Below are 18,472 nucleotides of genomic sequence, written 5' to 3' on the forward strand. Positions count from 1 at the left end.
TAACGCTAACAATACGAATATCATTAACTTAAAGGCGCAGAACATTGCGTCAGGTACGATAAACGCCGATAACGTAACGATCAGTAACGGACGTGTAACGATCGGTAAGGATGGTGTACAAGTAACACAAGCCGACTTCCTAGTGAAAGACGCGAAGACAGGGTTTACACATTCTCTACAATCGCAAACCAACCTGATCGTCGACCACTCATTCGAAATGTTATCGGCGGACGGCGATATATGGAATCAATGTTATAGATTCATTAACTGGGAATTCATTACCGAGAATGATCGTTACGGTAGATGGGCTAGAGTCGGTTCACCTCGTATGATCGACGGATACAACACGGATGTACCCGAAGGATCAAGCGCATTCGGACGAAAGGCCGTCCTAGTTAATTCGAGCGCTTACGTATATCAAGACATCGATGCGAAGGCTAACACAAAGTATACGATATCATTCCACGCGAGTAAGCCGTTTTACATCGGAGCAGGTGCGCCACAAGTACAAGTCGAGTATGTCAAGAATGGTAGTGTCATAGGGTCGGAAGTTAAAAACTTCGCCATACCTTCGACGCCTGCGGGAGAGTTCGTACGTTATGGATTCACCGTAACCACGCCATCAACACTAAATCACGAGAGAACGAACAGGATTCGCCTACGTTTCCGTGTAAATGGCGGTGAACATGCGTTAATCGACGGCGTACAGGCGGTTCAAGGAGATAAGGCCGTACCTTACGATTCAGAAGATAGTCTATGGGTGATGTCAAATGGACACTTATCACCCGTTCGTATGCACCTTCGAAATCTTATGATGCAAGGTAATACGCGAGTAGAGGGCGGCGGATTAAGTATCGCAGGTCGAAACGCAAACGGCGTAGGTCTTGAAATGTCTGAACGTCTTCGTATATGGGGAAATAACCCAATCGAAGTTCGTCAAAGCCACGTAGAGGCTATGGGATATCGTTGTATTGATTCACGTCCTGCGGGGGTTGATCGCATGATATGGGTCGGTTGGCACGATCAGGCGGGTAACGCAATCTACGTATATATCGGCGGTTCGTGGAAAGTCGCAGTAAGACTATAACCAAAATAGAGGGCGGTCTAGCGTTTATGTTCGTGAGGCGCTAGATTCGCCTTAAATACAATCATGGAGGTACGCATATGACACAACAAACAACAATACAAGAAGACGGCCTTATTAAGTTGCCTCACGAGATCGTACGAAGAACGGGCGTATTGCCTGACATGGAAATGAGCATCGAAGGAGATCCATCGGGAACGATCACACTACGACCAAAAAAGCAGCGCCGAGACTTCTGCCAATCGTGTTTTAAAACGATCAGCACGATCAACTGGTCGGGAATTCGCGTATGTCGTGAATGCTACACAAAATTAACAGGTCGTATATGGGTAGATCCAACGCCCGAAGAAATCGAGCGCATTATTAAGGGTGAGCCTGCAAGACTACGATATTACGTTGTCTATGAGCAATTACGAGAGCTAGACGAAATCGAGCGGCTATACGGTGAGCCATTGCCGTACGACGAGTTATATTGGTTTCTTCGACTTAGAAATCGTACGCCTATCGCTATGATTCACGGTGATTACACGGATTTATACGAGGAACTAGTACCATCTCTAGAAAAGCGAGAAAAAGAGCGTATCGCAGCATTAGAAGCATTTAGCGATAAGTACCGATTAGATCTTCGAGGCGCAAGGGAACGCGACTCATTCGGAATTGCTACACATCTAAATTGGAGACTATCGAACGACGAGTTTCTAGAACTACGTAAAATTATGGGAGGTAATGCGTAATGTCACAAGTACACATCGACGTAAATCACGATAATATCAGAAACGATCTAGCATTACAGATCGCAAGTTTAACGACGGATAAAGCGATCTTGTCCGAGCAGGTGCGAGTACTAGCTAACGATAAATTAAATTTAGAGGTACGAGTACAGAAGCTAGAGGCGGAACGATCCGCAGCTAACGCCGCGAAAGAGCCTTCGCAACCTATGACGGAAGTAATCGACGCACCACAAACACCCGAAATTTAACGAGAGATAGGGCGGTAAATTACCGCTCTTTTTCTTTTTGGATAATTTAGCAATCTGCGAAAGGGAGTGCGTGAGTATGACGGCAGAAGCAAGGGAAATGACGCTAGCCGACGTTATCTTCAAGCAGCAGCAATTAGAGCGAGCGATCGCAAAGCTGCGAGAGGTTACGTATTACACGAAGCAAGAGGCGGAGGAAGCGCATAGAAAGATCGCCGTACTAGAAAGGCGTATGGACGAAATAAACGCCCTCCTGATCGAATTAACGAAGTCTAGTGTTAAGCAAGGCGAGAAGATCGATAACTTCGATAAGAAGCAAGATGTTTTTATGTCGAATCAAATGCAGTTAGTCAAATGGTTCGTAGTGATTATCATTGCGATCTTAACGGTACTAGGCGGCCTAGTCGGAATAAAACTCGCATTTCCGATCTAAATACGGGACGAGCCGCGTTTATGTACATGTAGGGCCGCTCACTCGTTCTATAAAAATCAAATAGGGGGAATTTAAATGACAAACGTAGATGTAGTAATCGACGCAGGACACGGAGCGCACGATAGCGGCGCAGTAGGAAACGGATTGCTAGAGAAAGAGCGAGCGCTAACACTATCGCACATGCTAAACGAAGAACTTCAAGCGAGCGGTGTTAGTACGTATATGACTCGTACGACGGACGTATTCGTAACGTTGTCTGGCCGAGCTAAAATGGCAAACGATCGAGGCGCAAAGGTATTCATTTCGAATCACCTCAATTCTTCGGACAATCCTAGCGCATTAGGGTACGAGTCATTCGTATACAACCGTAATAACGCCCGTACGAATCAGCTACAAGACTTACTTCATGCGGAAGCGATGAAAGTACTAGCGCCTTTAGGTTTCCGAGATCGTGGTAAGAAAACGGCAAATCTTGCAGTAGTTCGCGAAACTAATATGCCCGCAGTTTTAACAGAGAACGGATTCATCAGCAACGCGTCAGACATGGCACATATCCATAAAAACGAAGTGCTACGAAAGTTAGCGCAAGGATACGCAAAAGCAATTTGTACGTTCTTAGGTAAGAGCTACAAAGACAGTGGGAACACTGGCGGCAGCACATCGCAACCAACGCCACCACCAACGAGCGGCGGTGGATCTTCGCAGCAAGGTATCGGAACAATTACGATCAATGGCGAAGGCGTTCGAATCCGTACAGGTGCGGGCACAAACTATCCATTCAAACGATACATTCCAAAGAACGTTTATATCCTATGGGCTATGGAAAATGGTTGGGTTTGCGTAGGTAATGGCGAATGGGTGTACGCTGATCCATCGTACACAACGTTAAAACTATACGGACAACAACCGCAAGCAGTAACAGGCGTTGTATACGTTACAGGTACTAACGTACGTGTTCGTAAAGGCGCGGGCACTAACTACGAGGTCGTTAAGCACATCAATAGCGGCTCATTCAAAGTATGGGGAATCGTAGGCGACTGGGCTTGCGTCGGTACAGACGAATGGGTCAAATTAGATCCGTCATATACACGTTTCGTACGTGACTAATAAACGAAAGAGGCGATCATATGTTAAAGAAAATCGGTAATAAGCTATACTTCCGAAAGCTAAAAGCTCGCCTACTTAACAAAGGGACGTTGCTAGCGTTAGTAGCGTTCCTAGTTAAGCAAGGACTGGCATACGGCTATATTCCAACGCAGGAAGTCGCAGACAGTATCGTAACGTTGGCGGATTGGTTAACGACTGTCCTGATCGGTCTAGGCATCATTAATAACGCGTCGATCGGTAGCGGTTACGGCGATAAACCTAGCGAGGCCGTAACGTTCTTAGGCGCGAGTGAGCGTTGGCAGCACGCACAAATTACGAAAATCGATCAAGATTTAACCGAACGCGGGCTAGGCTAGGCGTTTATGTACATGTAAGGGTTGTGGCGATCCTTATTGCGTGGTAGTTTGTGGCGAACTGCTGCGCGGCTTATTCTTATTCTTATTCTTCATAAAACATCTATCTCCAAAAACTGCGACAACGTTGCGCCCTACTGACGAAGTTCTAGGGCGTTTCGTTTTGTCTTTAAAAGGATTTTGAATGTGGTACGTGAAATTATTACGCAACTTGAGTAAAATAACCTTTGAAAATTTTGCGATATCGCTTTGACATTAAATTAACAAATATGAATGTAGCAAAAAACGACGAAAGAAGGTATTCGATGATTGTCGATATATTAATAGGAACATTCTCGATATTAATAGTCGGAAACGTAGTCTATGAAATTATAAAAGAAAGAAGGAAAGAGAAATGAAAAATTCCACAATTGAAATGTTCAGAAGATCACTAAAAATAGCGGTATGTCTAGGTTTTATGTATTACGTACTTGTGTTATTCTCGAAAGCAATAGTAGCAACGATGTAGGACGATCAGCGGCGATCGTTCTTTTTTATTGCGAAAAACGCGTCGGTTGTAGTCCTAAGTTGCAGGGTCGTTGCATGGCAAAAACTACGCAGCAGGGCAATATTTCGACGAGATTCCCGACGGTGCAACTTTTTCATTGACAATACGGCGATATCGGTGTATTCTAGTTTTAGGCAAAGAAAAAACCGCCAACGATTGCAGTCGCTAGCGGTAAAGGTAAAGCCTAAATATCAAATTAAAAATATAAAGAGTAACAACGTACTCTATATAATTCGTAAAGCCGTTGGCGCGGCAGAACGAAACCTACCACGATTATACTACATATATCCCCGTAGGTAAAGAGGCGTTGTTATATAAGGAGAATATTTATTATGACAAACGCAACTACAAACAAACACTACATGAGCGAATACTCTAATTTATCGCAATTCGATTCTATCGAAGCAATGGACGAGACGATCGCAATTGCTAAAAGTTACCACGCTGAAGAGTTAAGTTATACGCAAATGGAAGTTCTAGACTTCATCGCACAACATGCGGTTAAGGTCGTAGGCGTAGCGAAACTACTCGTAAAAACTATCGCAGGTGCAGTCGGCAAATCAATCCGTACAATTAACTACGCAACTAAGAAACTAGAAGATCTAGGAATCTTGTACAAAGTCGAGACTCGCCGAAAGAAATCAGGCGGACTAGGCGCAAATGTATATGTACTTTCAAACGCTATTGCAGGATCAGTTGCAGGATCAGTTGCAGAGCGACCATGTGACGAAATCCCTTGCGAGAGTAAGGACGAGCAGCCGAAAATCGAAAGTGAAACTCTTTCTAAAACCCCAGTTAAAACCTTAAACAATAAAACATTAAAAGACTTCGAAAAGAATAACAATACTAATCTAGTTAAAGATCAAAAAGTAAGGGAAGTCGAACTATTTGCAGATACACCACAATGTTTACGAACTGCATACGCAGGTTTAGAAAATGATCTAGGCAATAAACTAACAAAAGATATTATTCTAGCATTCAAAAATAGCGAACTATCTCAAAAGACAGAATGGACACTACAAGAGCTTTGTATACAAGACTGCTTATTTGCTACGGAATTAGGAAACCGCATAAGAGATTGTGTAATTAGGCATCGTAACGGCGATATACATACGACACTAGGCGGCTATATTTATACTACTGCGTTAGAAATGTTTAAGGATCGCTTAACTATGATCGAAGCGCCTACCGTTGATCCTAACGAAGAACTAGATCTATTTAACAACGAAATTGCAAATATATTAAAAAACACAAAGATTGAGCGACCTACCTTCGTAATGCCTACCGTTTATGGTAACGTACATATAGTTCCAAACGATTTCAATAACGACGATCTACCGTATTGAATATAAATCTATACATTCCGCTACACTTTTTTGATATTATGTAGTTGATCTACGGAAATTATACAAAATACTACCACTGACTATATTGCGATACAATATCAAGTGTAGTATAATGTAGTTATCGATAGTTAAATATATTAATTTGGTGGGGGTTATACATATGACGGTAGATTATATCGGCGTAGAGGCTGCGAATTCGTTCGTAAAAGTTGCATCAGTAAACGAAGATTTATGCTATTTGAACACATCGCGAAGAGTGGAATCATTCGAAGATACAACAGGGTTAACGGTTTATACATACGAAGGCGTACAATACGTTATCGGTGAAGAAGAGAGCGCAAGCAGTAGCGCAAGAAATGATGATCGTTATTCTAGCGCGGGATATCGTACAGAAACGATCCTAGCAGTAGCGCAACTAGTTAAAGACGGAAGCGAAGTTGTTATCGGTACGGGACTTCCTAGCGAAGATTATAAAAACGAAGAGAATCACGAAAAGGTAAAACGTAATTTGATCGGAAAACATACGGTTAAGATCAATGACATAGAAAAGACATTCGAAGTAGTTCGCGTTTATACGCCTATGCAGCCGATCGGATCGGTAGTGAATCGCATTTATGATTACAACCTAAAGATCCGTAAAGGTATGGAATGGGAAAAAGATGCGCGCAAACTAGTAATCGATATCGGGTTCGGTACTACTGACGTATGCGAGGCGAAAGGATTACGCACAATACGTTACGACGGCGTACAAGTCGGAATGATGGAAGCAAACCGCATCATTAAAGACGAGCTTACGAAACAAGGCGCTAGAGGTATCGTATCATTCTTGCATATGGATAGCCTGTTACGAAGTGCTAAACGTGAATACATTAAAGACGAATTCACCGACAAGGAAGTCTTATCGAAAGTAATAATTGAGACGGGCGGCAAAGAGTACGATATTAAAGATATTATGGAACAAGCGCTAGAATATACGGCACGTACCGTAATGCAGCGTGTGGATAATTTAGGATATGTATTAAAAGATTACGACGTAGTACTATTCACGGGTGGTAGCTTACTAGCATTACACGAATACATTAAACCGTACTTAACAGGCGTTAACACGAAAGCAGAACAAGGCGCACAAACGGCAAACGCTAAAGGCTACGCTAAATATGCGATGGTTCAAGACGTGAAAGCAACGGTTTAACTAAGGGGGTTTACTAATGGCTATCAAGCAGCATTCTTTCAAGGCGGACTCGTCAAAACCCGACGAAAAGATGATTAATGATTTTCTCGAAGGCAAGCCAACGCAGTACCATATAATAGAAGCAATGAAGATTTACGTTAGGATAGAGAACGCAAAACAGGCGGCAATTGAAAAGATGATTGCAAATATGCAAACAGGACTATTCGCGCAATCTAGCGAACAAGCACCACGAGAAGCGCCGAAAGCTAATGACGCAATTAAAGAATTCGATCTCTAATTTAATATAAAAATGACAAAAAGACGATACCTCGAAGGTGTCGTCTTTTTTGTTGGTCGAAACATAATACGACAAGCATTTATGTACGTAAAGGTATCGAAAAAAGGAGGAGATTTACAACAATGGTTAAAAATGATTTATTCGGCGGTTACGTCAATGTCACGGGGACGGGTTTCGAGAATGAAATACGCGTCGAAGTTATGATCGATAAGGGTTACAAGTACATATAGGTAGACGAAAAGACGTTTTACAAAATGCTCGAAGAAAATCTACACGTAAAGGTCGTGGCGTCATGATTAAAACAACAATAGTCGCCTTTGTAGCGGCAGTATTGTCGGCGGGGTTGTTTACTATTATAGGAAGTTTAAACGCGATCACGAAATATTAGAGCGCTGCTATCGAGGTGTTGAATAATGCACTATCAATTATGGATCGACTACCGTTATGTAAGTATCGGAACGTTGGGCGAAATGCAGGAAAAGGCGAAAGACTTCATTAAAAACTATCGACAAGGATGTAAACATATAAAAGTAGAGTATCGCTATGCAGGCGGGATCTAAAAGATCTCGTCTTTTTTGTGTTTACGGCGTTTATGTTCGTAGTCGAGTTTTTAGGAGGCGATAAGATTGCGCAACGATGAAATGCAAAACGGCGAAGTATTCGTCAAATTTTTCGTGAATGCCCGTAACGGCTTAATGGCAGCAATGGGCGCTGAATTGTGGCATACGTACTGCGTGCTTGCAACGTACATGGATCGTAACGGCAAATGCTATCCGTCGCAGGATCAACTAGCGCGAAATTTAGGGATTCGTAGGGAGACGGTGAGTCGTCGTATGAAACGATTATTAGATTTCCGTTGGAAAGGCGAGCCGCTTGTAACTGCGGAATGGGTACGTACAAATGATAATCAATTTACGAATATCGTATACACGGTAGATCCTTCGAAGGCTTTTCGCATATTTACCGAATGACACACGATCCCCGTGTGACGTCTACGTAACATGGCTCAGCGTCACACTAACTAGAACTAGTATTAAATAATAGTTATATATAAATATATGTATGCGTAATTAAAAGAAATATACGCAGTATTGATATGACCTAAAAGATCGTCGTACTTGCGTTTATGTACTCGAAGGGAGCTGATAGCATGGCACGTAAAAAATTACCGCCTGCGAAGAATTGGAAAGAGCGAGACATAGACGATTGGAACGCAGTTACGTTTTTCAATTTCCTATGCGACAAACATCGAGAGGTACGAGGGATTGACTATTTTGTTAGTCGTGGCGTGAAATTGGATAACGCGATGATTAAACAAATGTATGAAAAGCACGGCAAACTCGAAACAAAAATGTTTATTGAAGAGTGCCTAAAAGAGTATAAGTCGTCACCGAAGTATAAAGTCTGCTCATTTATGTTCATGAGAACATATATGCTTGCTCAGGTGATGCCGAAAGTGCTCGATAGTATAAAATGTATTAAAGAGCTAGAAATCGCGTCAGAGGATAATCTCGACGATCTGACGTTCTAAGGAGGCGATAGTATGGAAAAGGGAATTCTAAGAAACGCACTACATGACGGACTAACACAAGCGGAGATCCTGCCGCATGTAATTGCGATACATGGATATAGCGGAAACGGCGGGCGTGTACACGCTGCAAATGTACCGAAGCAATATCGAAACGAGCTGATCGTAGACACGAAAGTACGCGAAAGCGAGCTGAAGATATATAACGCACTAGATCGTTACGTTAAAACGTTCTCTCGTCAATTCTCAGGTGAACAAATTATGGGGCTATACCTTTATTCACCTAACACAGGAAACGGCAAGACAACGACCGCCTGCGCCCTTATAAACGAATTCATTCTACGTCACTACGTCGGATCACTAAAACGGGGTTTGCGTCCATTGCAGCAGCCTGCGTATTTCTTCGATGCGAACGAGTGGCACATGCTCTATACGCAATTCAATAGGCCGAATGTGCCGCGACATATTGCTGAGGAAGCAGCCGCGGAATATTACCGAAGGGCAAAGATCGCGAGAGAAGTTCCGTTCCTTGTAATGGACGATATAGGAGTCAGAGAAGACATAACAGAGCCATTCCGAATGGACTTACATGCGTTAATCAATCACCGCAATGTCGAAGAGTTACCGACGGTCTACACAAGTAACGTACCGCTAAAAGAGTTAGCGGCGTTGTACAAAGATCCGCGACTACCTGATCGCATTCGTGATATGACGCGAGAATTAACGTTCACGGGAACAAGTAAGAGAGGTAAACGCAAATGAAGAACTTCGAAAAAGAAACGCTAGAAGAAATCGAGTCACTTTACGACTGGGCGTACGGCAGCGCAGGAAGTCGAAGGCTATCAAAGCAGAATGCACAATATGTATTATCTGAATTTCGTAAACTAGCAAAACGATACAAGGAATTAAAGGGGGCGTCGGCAGATGTCGAGAACGGGCGAGAAGCTACTATCGAAGATCATTCAAAATAACGATCCGCAAGCGATCATACGCTTTAATTTACGTTCAGATCATTTTAGAACGAAAGAAGAGCGCGACGTACTACGATTCATTAAAGGTTATGCGGAAAAGAATCGAAATCAAGCGCCGCCATTCAATACGGTAGTCGAGGAAGTACTAGACTTTAATTACGAGCCGAACGTAGGCGATACTTACGAATATCTAGTAAACGATCTAAAGGGTACGAACGCAAAGTATATGTATCTACAACTCTTACAAGGAGCAGCATCGAAGAAGTTTACCGAAATGCCCGATAGTGAGGGGATCGAGTACGGACAATGGCTATACGATCAGGTTAAGAATGTACTAGACGTTAACTCGATCGGCGGGAAAATTGGTATGGACGCAAAAGTCGATACCGAAGATTTCTTATACGAACTGAAACGAAGGCAGCAAGGTGAATCGTTTAAAGTATGGCTATCAAAGTTCGAAGATATAAACGAAGCGATCGGCGGCTACTTTACAGGAAATATGTATACGTTCTATGGGCGATCAGGTCGAGGGAAGTCGGCGACGACTCTAGCAGAATGCGTACATATGGGAATGGAAGGCGCTAACGTTTTAATATGGGCGTTGGAAATGTCGAAATACGAGGTACTTGTACGTATCTACTCGATCGTAGCTGCTACGAAAAAGCTATTCAAAACAAAGATCAAGGGCGTTGAGTACGGCGCAGGATTTAATACAAAGGATCTGTTAATGGGTACGATCAGCGACGAGCACATGACGCACTTCGAAAACTTCTTAAAGAATATCAACGATCACATTAAAGGGAATATCGTTATTCGCGGCGTAGACTGCGAAAATTTCACAGACCGTAGTTATAAGGCACTAGAAAAAGACATCATTAACAGTAATGCGGACGTTGTACTAGTCGATCCTTTTTACTACATGCACACACCGAAGAACGAATCAGGCGTTAACGGCGGGAACTTCGCAGCTCTATCGATGAAACTGCGGGCGCTCGCAGGTCGCACGAAGGTTGTTCTCATGGTAATTACGCAAGCAGAAGAAACAAAAGACGAGAATGACAAAGAGAACGACGAGCGGATCTTACGACCGCCAATGCGTGACGAGATTAAGAAGACGAAGCAAGTTCTCGAAGATGCGACGAACACGTTCGGAATCGACACGTTAGACGGCGAAGGAGTTATCAAACTAGGTAAGGGACGTAACGGCGGTGAGGGCGTATGCGTGAATATAATTTACCTTGCAGGGTACGGTATTATTTCGCAAATGCCTACAGGAACAGTCGCAGCCGAAGCGTTAAAAGATGATTGGTAGGGGGGCGATAATATGATTATGTTAGGTGTATCGATATTAATAGGAATTATCGTAGGATTTATAATCGACGAATTATGCGACAACGGTATAAAAGGATTTCTAGTTATGTTGGGGATCGTCGGTACTGCGCTCGTAATATTCTTCGGTCTATTCTTCACTATCGATAAAAATGTCGAAATGGTAACAAAACGCGATGTAACGGAATTAGTCGCATTAGGTGACGGACAACAAACGAAAGGTCGAATGTTCTTAGGTTCGGGATACGTAAACGGCGAATTAACATACAAGTATGCGTATAAAAAGGGCGAAGGTTATGGAATCGATATGGAGCGAGCGGATTACGTAGATGAATTACGATACATCAAAGACGGATCAAAACCACGTATCGAAAAAACCGAAGTCGTATATAAATCGACGTGGGCGAATGTACTAGTCGCGCCATTCTTCAATACTGCGAAACATATCTATGTACCCGAAGGTACGATACAAGAGACGTTTAATATCGATCTGAATTAGGGGGCGCACATATGGCGATCATTAAAGTACACGGAAGAGAGATCGACGTAGATGTAGAAAAGGAAATACAAAAATATTCGTGGGATCGTCCGAAGTGGAGGGCGGACAGGCTGATCGCTTGTTCTCCTTTCCGTGCGGATTCGTCACCGTCATTTTACGTTTACTTCGAAGATACTGCGACGGCATTTGCGGGGTCATGGGGCGATAGTGGTGGCGGCGAATTTCAAAAGGGACATTTTACGCAGCTACTCGCATTTCTAGAGAATTGCAGCGAAGAAGAGATCATCGAGTATCTATTATCTGAATATGCGTCAGAATGGGACGGTGAATCGAAACTAGAGATCGACCTGTCACGTTTAAAAATGAAAACGAAGGAGCGAGGACTAGATATGAAACTACTAGATAATTTAGCGATCACAAGTGAGTATCTACTAGGTCGCGGGATCTCATACGAGACGCAGCGATACTACAATAACGGATATGACGAGGCGAATAACATCGTTACTTTTCCGTACGTAACGCCAAACGGTCGTCTAGCTGCGTTGAAAAAACGACGTACAGATTCGAAAATGTTCTTTTATGCAGGTGGTGGTATTCCGATGCGCGAGCTTGTTTATGGTATCGATCTTGCATATCGTGACGATCATAAAATTGCAATCGTAACCGAAGCCGAAATCGATGCGGAATATGCATACGAAGTTACTGAGATCTTAGGTATTGCGATGGGAACGTCTTCGATCACTGACGAAAAGGTATCGGTAATCGAACGAAGCCCGATCGAAGAGCTTATCATCGGGTCGGATAACGACGAAGCAGGCGAAAAACTAAAGAAACAAGTAATTAACAAATTCGGTATGATCCGACTATATACGATCGAGTTTCCCGAAGGCTGCAAAGACCTTAACGATATGACACCGCGGCAATTAACGGAAGCGATCAAAAACAAAAAAGCCGTAGAAACTTCGCTATTTAATGTAGCGTAGTTCGCGGCTTTCTGCTATATTATATTAATACAGTAAAAAGAACACTTGTTCTCTATTTTAGATAAAATTCGCGTGTTACTATATCTATTGTGATAAATATACGTATATATATATAATTCGCGCTAACTACTTGCTATGTCTTCGATATAAAGCTACGAAATCATTAAAAAGCTCGTCTTGCTGCTGATCGCTTAGTGCTTCACTGTTTGTAACGTCGTAGATCATTCTTAAAATATCCTGACGTTTTGTTAACGTCTCTAGTACAGATGTCGGTATTTTACGATACGCGATCGCTATTTCGCATTCGTCCATCTCGTACACTCTCGCGATTCCGCTAATAGCTGCGGTAGAGGGTGCTTTTAAAGCTCGTTCGATTTCGCTTAGAAAAACGAAACCGATCCCGATCTTATCGCTCGCTTCGACTAGAGTAAGGCCTTTTCCCTCTCGTATGCGTCGAAGTTTCTGCGAGATATCAACAAATTCGGGGTGAATCTGCGGTTTCTTTTGCACTCTCTTTTTAGTTGATTTTTCTGCATTTTCTTTCATTAAAAACACCTCTGTAATGTAGTGATATCAACGCTTATATAAACCGACTATATACATCGGAATATCGTTTACAGTATGGATAAACTTTGCTATAATAGAAAAGTGTGGAAAAAGACTAACCACCTTTTACACAACTTGCGAAAAGAGGTCTAACCAATCTCTATTTTACGTATAAGGCTAACCATCTTATACCTTTATTTTTTTTGCGCAAAAACGAACTAAGGGAGCGTCACCACAACGCACCCCTAATCAAAAATACTATAAAAGTAAATATCGTTTGTATCGCTCACCACAAGCGAAACAATGCTTTATTGTACATGTTTTCTACCACAAAAACAAGTAGTACAATTCTGCCAATTTTTAATATGACATATATTGTAATAATGTAGAATATATTACCTATTACCTTCTACAAAACTTATTATATATTAGGATTTTTGAGTTGAAAAGAGAACGACTGTTCGGATTTGACTCTTTTTTTCGCATATTGCTTAATTTTTCTGGGTGAGTACCTGACTATTTTAGTCGGGTTACTCGCCTTTTTTATTTGCCTAAATTTAGCAAGTTGCGTAAATGAATGCGTCAACGGCGCGGGTTGGGGCGTACATGCGTTCTTAATTACGCAACTTGCGTAATTGATCTGACGAGCCGAAAACCTGACGAAAAAACTTTCCTAAAAAATTTTTAAAAAAATTTAACCCAAACGGAAAACAGGTCGGCGTTTATGTCCTTGTAAGCACAAAAACACATTTGAAAGAGGTCATGGATCATGAAAAGAAAAGAAACGAAATTGACAATGGATTTTACGAAAGCAATGCATACGGAATTAAACGAACTAGCTGCGGTTGCGGGCGAAGAGATCCGCAATGCATACGGAAAGGTATCGACTGATCGTATCTTCCAATCAGTAAACGGTGAATTCGATAAGGCGCAAGAGTTGTTCGTGTATTTCCTGGAAGATTTCGAGGCGATCCGCGAGAAGTACTGGCACGCAATGAATAGCGAAGAAAGTTTTATTATCGACTGCTATAACAAATTACGATATGCGGCACGAACTTACGACATCAATAAAGGTAATTTCATCGCAAGAATTGAGCCGTTAATCAGACGAGTGACAGGCGATCATTGTACGAGACGAGGCGATCGACGTAAGGTACTCGAATCTAGAGACGCAATTCTAGAAAAAGACGAGGGTACGAGCGGCGTTCAAGGAAAAAATCCAGTATTTAACGACGTGGACGAATCTGTAAATGTACAAGCTAGTGCGATCGAGACTGCGAGAGAACGTGAGCTAGTCGAAAAGTACGGCGATAACGACCGCAATAAAGCAATCTTGGAAATCATCATGCAAGAAAAATCATACATAAAGCAAGCTGACATTGCTAGACGTCTAGCCGATAAGTTATCTATATCTTTCGATAGCGCTCGCGGATCAGTACGAACATTCATTAAAAACATGAAGGAAGGTATCACGACAAATGACTACATCAGCGCTTAAATTTACATATCACGCAATTAAAGAAATGAGAGAAGAGTTACAACAAGACGAAATGATCGTCTCTAGTGGCCGCATGAGTGACGAAAAGGTTCGCCAATATATGCGCGAATTCATGAAAGAATCTACATATTTAGGTGAAATCACGGATCATACAGGAAAAACTGACCGATTATTCGCATATCGTCGATATTGCTTCGTATTAGATCGTACCGATGATGTAGTAATCACGGCGTATCGTCGAAACATTGCATCGGACGAGCTGCGCGACATTATTAAGCCGATCTTAATGTCGAAGCTAGAAGACATGGAGCGAGAGATCGCAAAGTTACAAGCTGAGTTCGATAAGCGAGATCGCGAATATAAGCTAGAACAAAAGATGTATGACTCACTAAGACGTAATGGCTATTCGACTGGGATTCATCGTCGATTGAGAGGCGAAGCACGATCGAAACTTATTGCGGCAAAGGTCGAGAAAAGCAAGATCGCAAAAGGAATCGCGCTATTTATATAAACAGGGGGAATTAACATGAAAAAAGGATTCACGTTAAATCTAGATTGGAAACAACAAATCGCATTAATGGGCGCACTAGCTGCCGTCATGTCCGAAGAGGATATCGAAATTAAAAACGAAGATCAGTACGATTTCGATGCGTGGCAAAAGGCGGGACGAGACGAACAATTCGAGCGACTGGGTAGTGACATCGATACGTACCAGTCAAACGAAGACATCGGCCGTACACTTAACGAGATCTTGGAAACCGTAGCGAAAGCATTCTTAAAATCAGGGGGTAACGAATAATGAAAATGCAAGAATTCAGACTAACACCAATCGAATAAAAGGTAATCGCGCTATCTATAATCGGAATTATGGAGCGCAACGGGGTTAAGGATCATGGCGTAAATGACGCGGTATTAATCTTCGACCTAGATAACGAACTTATGGCGCAGGTGGCCGAGGCTATTCCACCACATGAAATTAACAATCACGTAGTTAACGAAATGCGATCACTATTACCACTGTTTACCGAAGGGTACGGCAAATAAGGCGGCATATAGTCGCTCTTCCCTTTTTCGACTTGAAAAAAGTTATTGACATTTGACCGATCGTGCGATCGGTAGGGCGTTTATGTCTACGTAAGGCAATCGCCAAATAATCGATAAAGGGGAAATGTGAATATGTCATACATCGTATCTACAGGAACAGAGGCAATCGACGCAGCACTCACGGAGAAGGCAGATACTTCGAAAATGTTAACGTCCGTTAAAACAGGAAAAGTATTAAAGGTTCGTGCATTACCTACGGCGGTAGTTCGTTACTTCGCACATTCTGCGTACAAAGTGTTCTATACAACGCCATGTACGAAAACTAGCGGAAGGCCTGATCTATACGATTTAGCTTGCGACTTACTATACAAAGACGCAAAGGCTGCCGAAGATGCGGGCAAGTCTGCGGACGAAGTAAAAGAAATTAAGGATCGTGCGTATGCGTTAAAGGCGAAAGAACGCTATATGATCGGCTTCGTCAACTTAGAAGACGGGCAACCGATTATCGTAGACTTTACATCGAAACAAGGTAAGGCAATTGTAGCGGATCTTAAAAAGTATGCGAAGAAGTTAGACAAATACCCGTTCGAATTAACGAAGACAGGTTTGTCAACTGATACGCAAGTATCGTTCTCACTCGTGTTAGATCCTGAGGACGACTTAAAAGAATCCGAATACAAGAAGTTCGAAGAGTCAAAAGGCTTCGAATTCCCGATGAACGCATTCGGTGAAGTGTTACAAGTTAACGATCTTGAAAAACAGATCGAAGACTTAAAGGCATTCGGCTTCGATGTATCTCGACTAGGTATCGAAGAGACAACGCAAGAAAACGAAGGTGACGACGATACAGGATTCTAAGAGATAGGGCGCTATATGCGCTCTTTCTTTTTATCTAAATTACGAAAGGATTGATCGTATGAAACTAGATTTACAAATCAATTTAGAAATGGCGGATAATAGCGAGGCTAAGCGAAGCCGCTCGAAAGAAGTCAAAAAGAAAGTCGCGGAAGCAAACGAAACCGTCGAAGAAGCGCTACAAAGGATCTCGCAAATGTCGTTAACGAAGAAAGAAGTGCGACAATTACAAGCCGCAATCGAAGCGTTTGCCAAAGGTAAGGCGGGACGTACAAAGAGCGGTAAAATGGCGAAGGGCGAAGCGTTATCGATCGGCGAGAAGTATCTACGTAAGAAAGAAGCGCAAACCCGAAAAGAACGCATACAAGATGTACTCGACAATCACCCGAAGAATTTCCACGTATTAACGGACGATTCGCAACTAGAGCCATTCTTGCAAAGATTACGTAAAGAAGTGCGACAACAAGCGAAGCAATGGGCGGATCGTTTCGAAATGCTAGACGTAAAATCGTTAACCGCAAATGATTTCGAGGGAACGGGCATAGATTCGTTCTTAGATTTATCGATCGGCTTTTCGATATGGCTGCCGATCCTTAACGAAGGTTACTATCTTGCGTATGGTCACGTTGACATAAACGATCCCGAAATCCCGCGCGAGTACGCATTCAAAGAGGGCGACAAGCAACTAACGAGGTCGAAAGTTCTCGCCGCAATTTCGCCGTACTTATCGAATAAGGATCACGGAAAGTCGTTTCATATGGGAAGCGCCCGTTACGATTTACATATCGCCGAGAATGACGGCTACACAATTAACGGTTGCGTATGGGATTCACTGGACGCAATGAAGATCATGACAGAATCGCTAGACAAGTACGGACTAAAACCGTTGATTCAACGATACGGAAGTCGATTTTTAGGGATTCATAACGAAGTTTATACGTTCGAAGATCTATTCGGAAAACGATCACCTGCACCATTTAATACTACTATCGTAGGGATCTACGCAATATACGACGTTTACTACGGTTGGAAGTTGACCGAATGGCAATTCGAAACTATGAAGAAAACGGATCGATTGCTAGAGTGTTACGCAAAAATCGATAGTAGGCTGCCGCAAGTTGATACGTACTTAATGCGATCAGGATTCCACGTTGACCTAGACGAATTAAGCGGACTAGAAAACGAATTCCGAGAAAAAGCCGAAGAAGCTACGCAAGCCGTATTCGAAGTGTATCAAATCGACGATAAATTCTTAGAGGCCATGTCCTATACGAATAACAGTAAGAAGATTATCGAATGGCGCAAAAAGAATAAAAAGAAATTAGATACGCTAGACAAGCGATTATCGAAGCTATATGCGGATCGTAAGAAAGCCGAAGAAGACGGCAAGACTCATACGAAACGTTATGCGGACATTCTCGCACGGATCAAGAAATATAAAGACGAACGCGCCGAATTGAATGTGTTAATTAAATCGGACGATCACCCGCACAAGATCGAATCCTTCGAATTCACTAATGGCAATCACATCGGCTATCTTATCTACGATCATCTAGGCATTAAGGATCGTACACACAAGATACAAAAAGGTAAGAAGCGATCGACTTCGGCGGACGTACTAAAGATCTACTTCGAAGACGAGCCGACATTAAAACCGCTCGCAACGGTGGCGGAATATCAAACGTTATTAAACACATTCGTACTAAAGATCCCGCAAGTAATGGAAGTAGACGGTCGCTTTCATTCGAAGTTTGATGCGGGCGGAACGAATACGGGTCGATACAGTTCGGCTGCGTACACTGGAAGACCGATCGATATACTGGACGAATTTAGATAGGGCGCTATATGCGTCCTTTTTCTTTGTCGTTAACCCAGTTCTGAAAGTTTACTGCGTTTATGTACGT

The 18,472-nt window shown here is 42.6% G+C and carries 26 protein-coding genes; 24 read left to right on the top strand and 2 right to left on the bottom strand.

What is annotated here, in order from left to right:
- Positions 1–192, bottom strand: a 192-nt coding sequence (locus tag N2V80_RS29545; protein WP_340981098.1) for a hypothetical protein, incomplete at its 3' end; no start/stop codon positions are given.
- 25 nt (positions 193–217) lie between these two features.
- On the opposite strand from N2V80_RS29545, the gene N2V80_RS29550 reads away from it, so the two are divergent.
- The 18 genes from N2V80_RS29550 (at position 218) to N2V80_RS29635 (ending at position 12,625) form a co-directional block, all read left to right on the top strand.
- Positions 218–1,087 (top strand): hypothetical protein, encoded by an 870-nt coding sequence (locus N2V80_RS29550; protein ID WP_142330234.1) that lies wholly within the window; start codon positions 218–220, stop codon positions 1,085–1,087.
- Positions 1,088–1,164: 77 nt separating this feature from the next.
- A complete protein-coding gene (locus N2V80_RS29555; protein WP_061655081.1) occupies positions 1,165–1,818 on the top strand; it encodes a hypothetical protein in 654 nt (217 codons plus the stop codon).
- A gap of 101 nt (positions 1,819–1,919) precedes the next feature.
- Positions 1,920–2,063, top strand: coding sequence for a hypothetical protein (locus tag N2V80_RS29560; protein WP_180227094.1), 144 nt, complete (start codon positions 1,920–1,922; stop codon positions 2,061–2,063).
- Positions 2,064–2,139: 76 nt separating this feature from the next.
- Positions 2,140–2,493: a hypothetical protein gene (locus tag N2V80_RS29565; RefSeq protein WP_061655083.1), complete on the top strand. Its 354-nt coding sequence runs from the start codon at positions 2,140–2,142 to the stop codon at positions 2,491–2,493.
- Positions 2,494–2,568: 75 nt separating this feature from the next.
- The gene (locus tag N2V80_RS29570; RefSeq protein WP_061655084.1) at positions 2,569–3,600 is read left to right on the top strand and encodes an N-acetylmuramoyl-L-alanine amidase; all 1,032 of its coding nucleotides are present in this window, start codon (positions 2,569–2,571) and stop codon (positions 3,598–3,600) included.
- Between the two features lie 20 nt (positions 3,601–3,620).
- Positions 3,621–3,956 carry a hypothetical protein gene (locus tag N2V80_RS29575; RefSeq protein ID WP_061655085.1) on the top strand — a complete coding sequence of 112 codons (336 nt, stop codon included), beginning with the start codon at positions 3,621–3,623 and terminating at the stop codon, positions 3,954–3,956.
- Between the two features lie 266 nt (positions 3,957–4,222).
- Positions 4,223–4,351, top strand: coding sequence for a hypothetical protein (locus N2V80_RS29580; protein WP_264299212.1), 129 nt, complete (start codon positions 4,223–4,225; stop codon positions 4,349–4,351).
- A 481-nt stretch (positions 4,352–4,832) separates the two neighbouring features.
- Positions 4,833–5,846, top strand: a complete 1,014-nt coding sequence (locus N2V80_RS29585; RefSeq protein ID WP_061655086.1) for a hypothetical protein — start codon at positions 4,833–4,835, stop codon at positions 5,844–5,846.
- A gap of 160 nt (positions 5,847–6,006) precedes the next feature.
- The gene (locus N2V80_RS29590; RefSeq protein WP_061655087.1) at positions 6,007–7,038 is read left to right on the top strand and encodes a ParM/StbA family protein; all 1,032 of its coding nucleotides are present in this window, start codon (positions 6,007–6,009) and stop codon (positions 7,036–7,038) included.
- Between the two features lie 16 nt (positions 7,039–7,054).
- Positions 7,055–7,315: a hypothetical protein gene (locus N2V80_RS29595; protein ID WP_061655088.1), complete on the top strand. Its 261-nt coding sequence runs from the start codon at positions 7,055–7,057 to the stop codon at positions 7,313–7,315.
- A 413-nt stretch (positions 7,316–7,728) separates the two neighbouring features.
- Positions 7,729–7,875, top strand: a complete 147-nt coding sequence (locus N2V80_RS29600; protein WP_154695878.1) for a hypothetical protein — start codon at positions 7,729–7,731, stop codon at positions 7,873–7,875.
- A 66-nt stretch (positions 7,876–7,941) separates the two neighbouring features.
- Positions 7,942–8,286, top strand: coding sequence for a helix-turn-helix domain-containing protein (locus tag N2V80_RS29605; RefSeq protein WP_061655089.1), 345 nt, complete (start codon positions 7,942–7,944; stop codon positions 8,284–8,286).
- Positions 8,287–8,441: 155 nt separating this feature from the next.
- The gene (locus tag N2V80_RS29610) at positions 8,442–8,846 is read left to right on the top strand and encodes a hypothetical protein (protein ID WP_340981108.1); all 405 of its coding nucleotides are present in this window, start codon (positions 8,442–8,444) and stop codon (positions 8,844–8,846) included.
- Positions 8,847–8,858: 12 nt separating this feature from the next.
- Positions 8,859–9,605: a hypothetical protein gene (locus tag N2V80_RS29615; protein ID WP_061655091.1), complete on the top strand. Its 747-nt coding sequence runs from the start codon at positions 8,859–8,861 to the stop codon at positions 9,603–9,605.
- The gene (locus N2V80_RS29620; RefSeq protein WP_061655092.1) at positions 9,602–9,814 is read left to right on the top strand and encodes a hypothetical protein; all 213 of its coding nucleotides are present in this window, start codon (positions 9,602–9,604) and stop codon (positions 9,812–9,814) included. Before N2V80_RS29615 ends, N2V80_RS29620 begins: the two co-directional genes overlap by 4 nt.
- The gene (locus N2V80_RS29625; protein WP_061655093.1) at positions 9,768–11,126 is read left to right on the top strand and encodes a DnaB-like helicase C-terminal domain-containing protein; all 1,359 of its coding nucleotides are present in this window, start codon (positions 9,768–9,770) and stop codon (positions 11,124–11,126) included. The genes N2V80_RS29620 and N2V80_RS29625 overlap by 47 nt, the downstream gene beginning before the upstream one ends.
- A gap of 12 nt (positions 11,127–11,138) precedes the next feature.
- Positions 11,139–11,642 (top strand): hypothetical protein, encoded by a 504-nt coding sequence (locus N2V80_RS29630; protein ID WP_061655094.1) that lies wholly within the window; start codon positions 11,139–11,141, stop codon positions 11,640–11,642.
- A gap of 11 nt (positions 11,643–11,653) precedes the next feature.
- A complete protein-coding gene (locus tag N2V80_RS29635) occupies positions 11,654–12,625 on the top strand; it encodes a toprim domain-containing protein (RefSeq protein WP_061655095.1) in 972 nt (323 codons plus the stop codon).
- 126 nt (positions 12,626–12,751) lie between these two features.
- Here N2V80_RS29635 and N2V80_RS29640 read toward each other — a convergent pair whose 3' ends face one another.
- A complete protein-coding gene (locus N2V80_RS29640) occupies positions 12,752–13,171 on the bottom strand; it encodes a helix-turn-helix domain-containing protein (protein WP_061655096.1) in 420 nt (139 codons plus the stop codon).
- 994 nt (positions 13,172–14,165) lie between these two features.
- Between N2V80_RS29640 and N2V80_RS29645 the strand changes: the two genes are divergently transcribed.
- From N2V80_RS29645 to N2V80_RS29670, 6 genes are all read left to right on the top strand, one after another.
- Positions 14,166–14,669, top strand: a complete 504-nt coding sequence (locus tag N2V80_RS29645) for a hypothetical protein (protein WP_142338766.1) — start codon at positions 14,166–14,168, stop codon at positions 14,667–14,669.
- The gene (locus tag N2V80_RS29650; protein WP_061655098.1) at positions 14,650–15,180 is read left to right on the top strand and encodes a hypothetical protein; all 531 of its coding nucleotides are present in this window, start codon (positions 14,650–14,652) and stop codon (positions 15,178–15,180) included. The genes N2V80_RS29645 and N2V80_RS29650 overlap by 20 nt, the downstream gene beginning before the upstream one ends.
- A gap of 15 nt (positions 15,181–15,195) precedes the next feature.
- Positions 15,196–15,468, top strand: coding sequence for a hypothetical protein (locus tag N2V80_RS29655; protein ID WP_061655099.1), 273 nt, complete (start codon positions 15,196–15,198; stop codon positions 15,466–15,468).
- Positions 15,469–15,536: 68 nt separating this feature from the next.
- Positions 15,537–15,713 carry a hypothetical protein gene (locus N2V80_RS29660; protein WP_180227090.1) on the top strand — a complete coding sequence of 59 codons (177 nt, stop codon included), beginning with the start codon at positions 15,537–15,539 and terminating at the stop codon, positions 15,711–15,713.
- A gap of 132 nt (positions 15,714–15,845) precedes the next feature.
- A complete protein-coding gene (locus N2V80_RS29665; protein ID WP_061655100.1) occupies positions 15,846–16,571 on the top strand; it encodes a hypothetical protein in 726 nt (241 codons plus the stop codon).
- A 58-nt stretch (positions 16,572–16,629) separates the two neighbouring features.
- Positions 16,630–18,405, top strand: a complete 1,776-nt coding sequence (locus tag N2V80_RS29670; protein ID WP_080450901.1) for a DNA polymerase I — start codon at positions 16,630–16,632, stop codon at positions 18,403–18,405.
- Positions 18,406–18,472: the final 67 nt, after the last annotated feature.

Origin of the sequence: Bacillus sp. FSL W8-0640 (assembly GCF_038007725.1) — a bacterium.
Taxonomy (GTDB): Bacteria; Bacillota; Bacilli; order Bacillales; family Bacillaceae_G; genus Bacillus_A; species Bacillus_A cereus.

Bases quoted from the DNA above. Each gene is read 5' to 3' on its own strand.
- N2V80_RS29550 (WP_142330234.1), top strand. From the start codon at position 218: ATGTTATCGGCGGACGGCGATATATGGAATCAATGTTATAGATTCATT.
- N2V80_RS29555 (WP_061655081.1), top strand. From the start codon at position 1,165: ATGACACAACAAACAACAATACAAGAAGACGGCCTTATTAAGTTGCCT.
- N2V80_RS29565 (WP_061655083.1), top strand. From the start codon at position 2,140: ATGACGGCAGAAGCAAGGGAAATGACGCTAGCCGACGTTATCTTCAAG.
- N2V80_RS29570 (WP_061655084.1), top strand. From the start codon at position 2,569: ATGACAAACGTAGATGTAGTAATCGACGCAGGACACGGAGCGCACGAT.
- N2V80_RS29575 (WP_061655085.1), top strand. From the start codon at position 3,621: ATGTTAAAGAAAATCGGTAATAAGCTATACTTCCGAAAGCTAAAAGCT.
- N2V80_RS29580 (WP_264299212.1), top strand. From the start codon at position 4,223: ATGAATGTAGCAAAAAACGACGAAAGAAGGTATTCGATGATTGTCGAT.
- N2V80_RS29585 (WP_061655086.1), top strand. From the start codon at position 4,833: ATGACAAACGCAACTACAAACAAACACTACATGAGCGAATACTCTAAT.
- N2V80_RS29590 (WP_061655087.1), top strand. From the start codon at position 6,007: ATGACGGTAGATTATATCGGCGTAGAGGCTGCGAATTCGTTCGTAAAA.
- N2V80_RS29595 (WP_061655088.1), top strand. From the start codon at position 7,055: ATGGCTATCAAGCAGCATTCTTTCAAGGCGGACTCGTCAAAACCCGAC.
- N2V80_RS29600 (WP_154695878.1), top strand. From the start codon at position 7,729: ATGCACTATCAATTATGGATCGACTACCGTTATGTAAGTATCGGAACG.
- N2V80_RS29610 (WP_340981108.1), top strand. From the start codon at position 8,442: ATGTACTCGAAGGGAGCTGATAGCATGGCACGTAAAAAATTACCGCCT.
- N2V80_RS29615 (WP_061655091.1), top strand. From the start codon at position 8,859: ATGGAAAAGGGAATTCTAAGAAACGCACTACATGACGGACTAACACAA.
- N2V80_RS29620 (WP_061655092.1), top strand. From the start codon at position 9,602: ATGAAGAACTTCGAAAAAGAAACGCTAGAAGAAATCGAGTCACTTTAC.
- N2V80_RS29625 (WP_061655093.1), top strand. From the start codon at position 9,768: ATGTCGAGAACGGGCGAGAAGCTACTATCGAAGATCATTCAAAATAAC.
- N2V80_RS29630 (WP_061655094.1), top strand. From the start codon at position 11,139: ATGATTATGTTAGGTGTATCGATATTAATAGGAATTATCGTAGGATTT.
- N2V80_RS29635 (WP_061655095.1), top strand. From the start codon at position 11,654: ATGGCGATCATTAAAGTACACGGAAGAGAGATCGACGTAGATGTAGAA.
- N2V80_RS29640 (WP_061655096.1), bottom strand. From the start codon at position 13,171: ATGAAAGAAAATGCAGAAAAATCAACTAAAAAGAGAGTGCAAAAGAAA.
- N2V80_RS29645 (WP_142338766.1), top strand. From the start codon at position 14,166: ATGAATAGCGAAGAAAGTTTTATTATCGACTGCTATAACAAATTACGA.
- N2V80_RS29650 (WP_061655098.1), top strand. From the start codon at position 14,650: ATGACTACATCAGCGCTTAAATTTACATATCACGCAATTAAAGAAATG.
- N2V80_RS29655 (WP_061655099.1), top strand. From the start codon at position 15,196: ATGAAAAAAGGATTCACGTTAAATCTAGATTGGAAACAACAAATCGCA.
- N2V80_RS29660 (WP_180227090.1), top strand. From the start codon at position 15,537: ATGGAGCGCAACGGGGTTAAGGATCATGGCGTAAATGACGCGGTATTA.
- N2V80_RS29665 (WP_061655100.1), top strand. From the start codon at position 15,846: ATGTCATACATCGTATCTACAGGAACAGAGGCAATCGACGCAGCACTC.
- N2V80_RS29670 (WP_080450901.1), top strand. From the start codon at position 16,630: ATGAAACTAGATTTACAAATCAATTTAGAAATGGCGGATAATAGCGAG.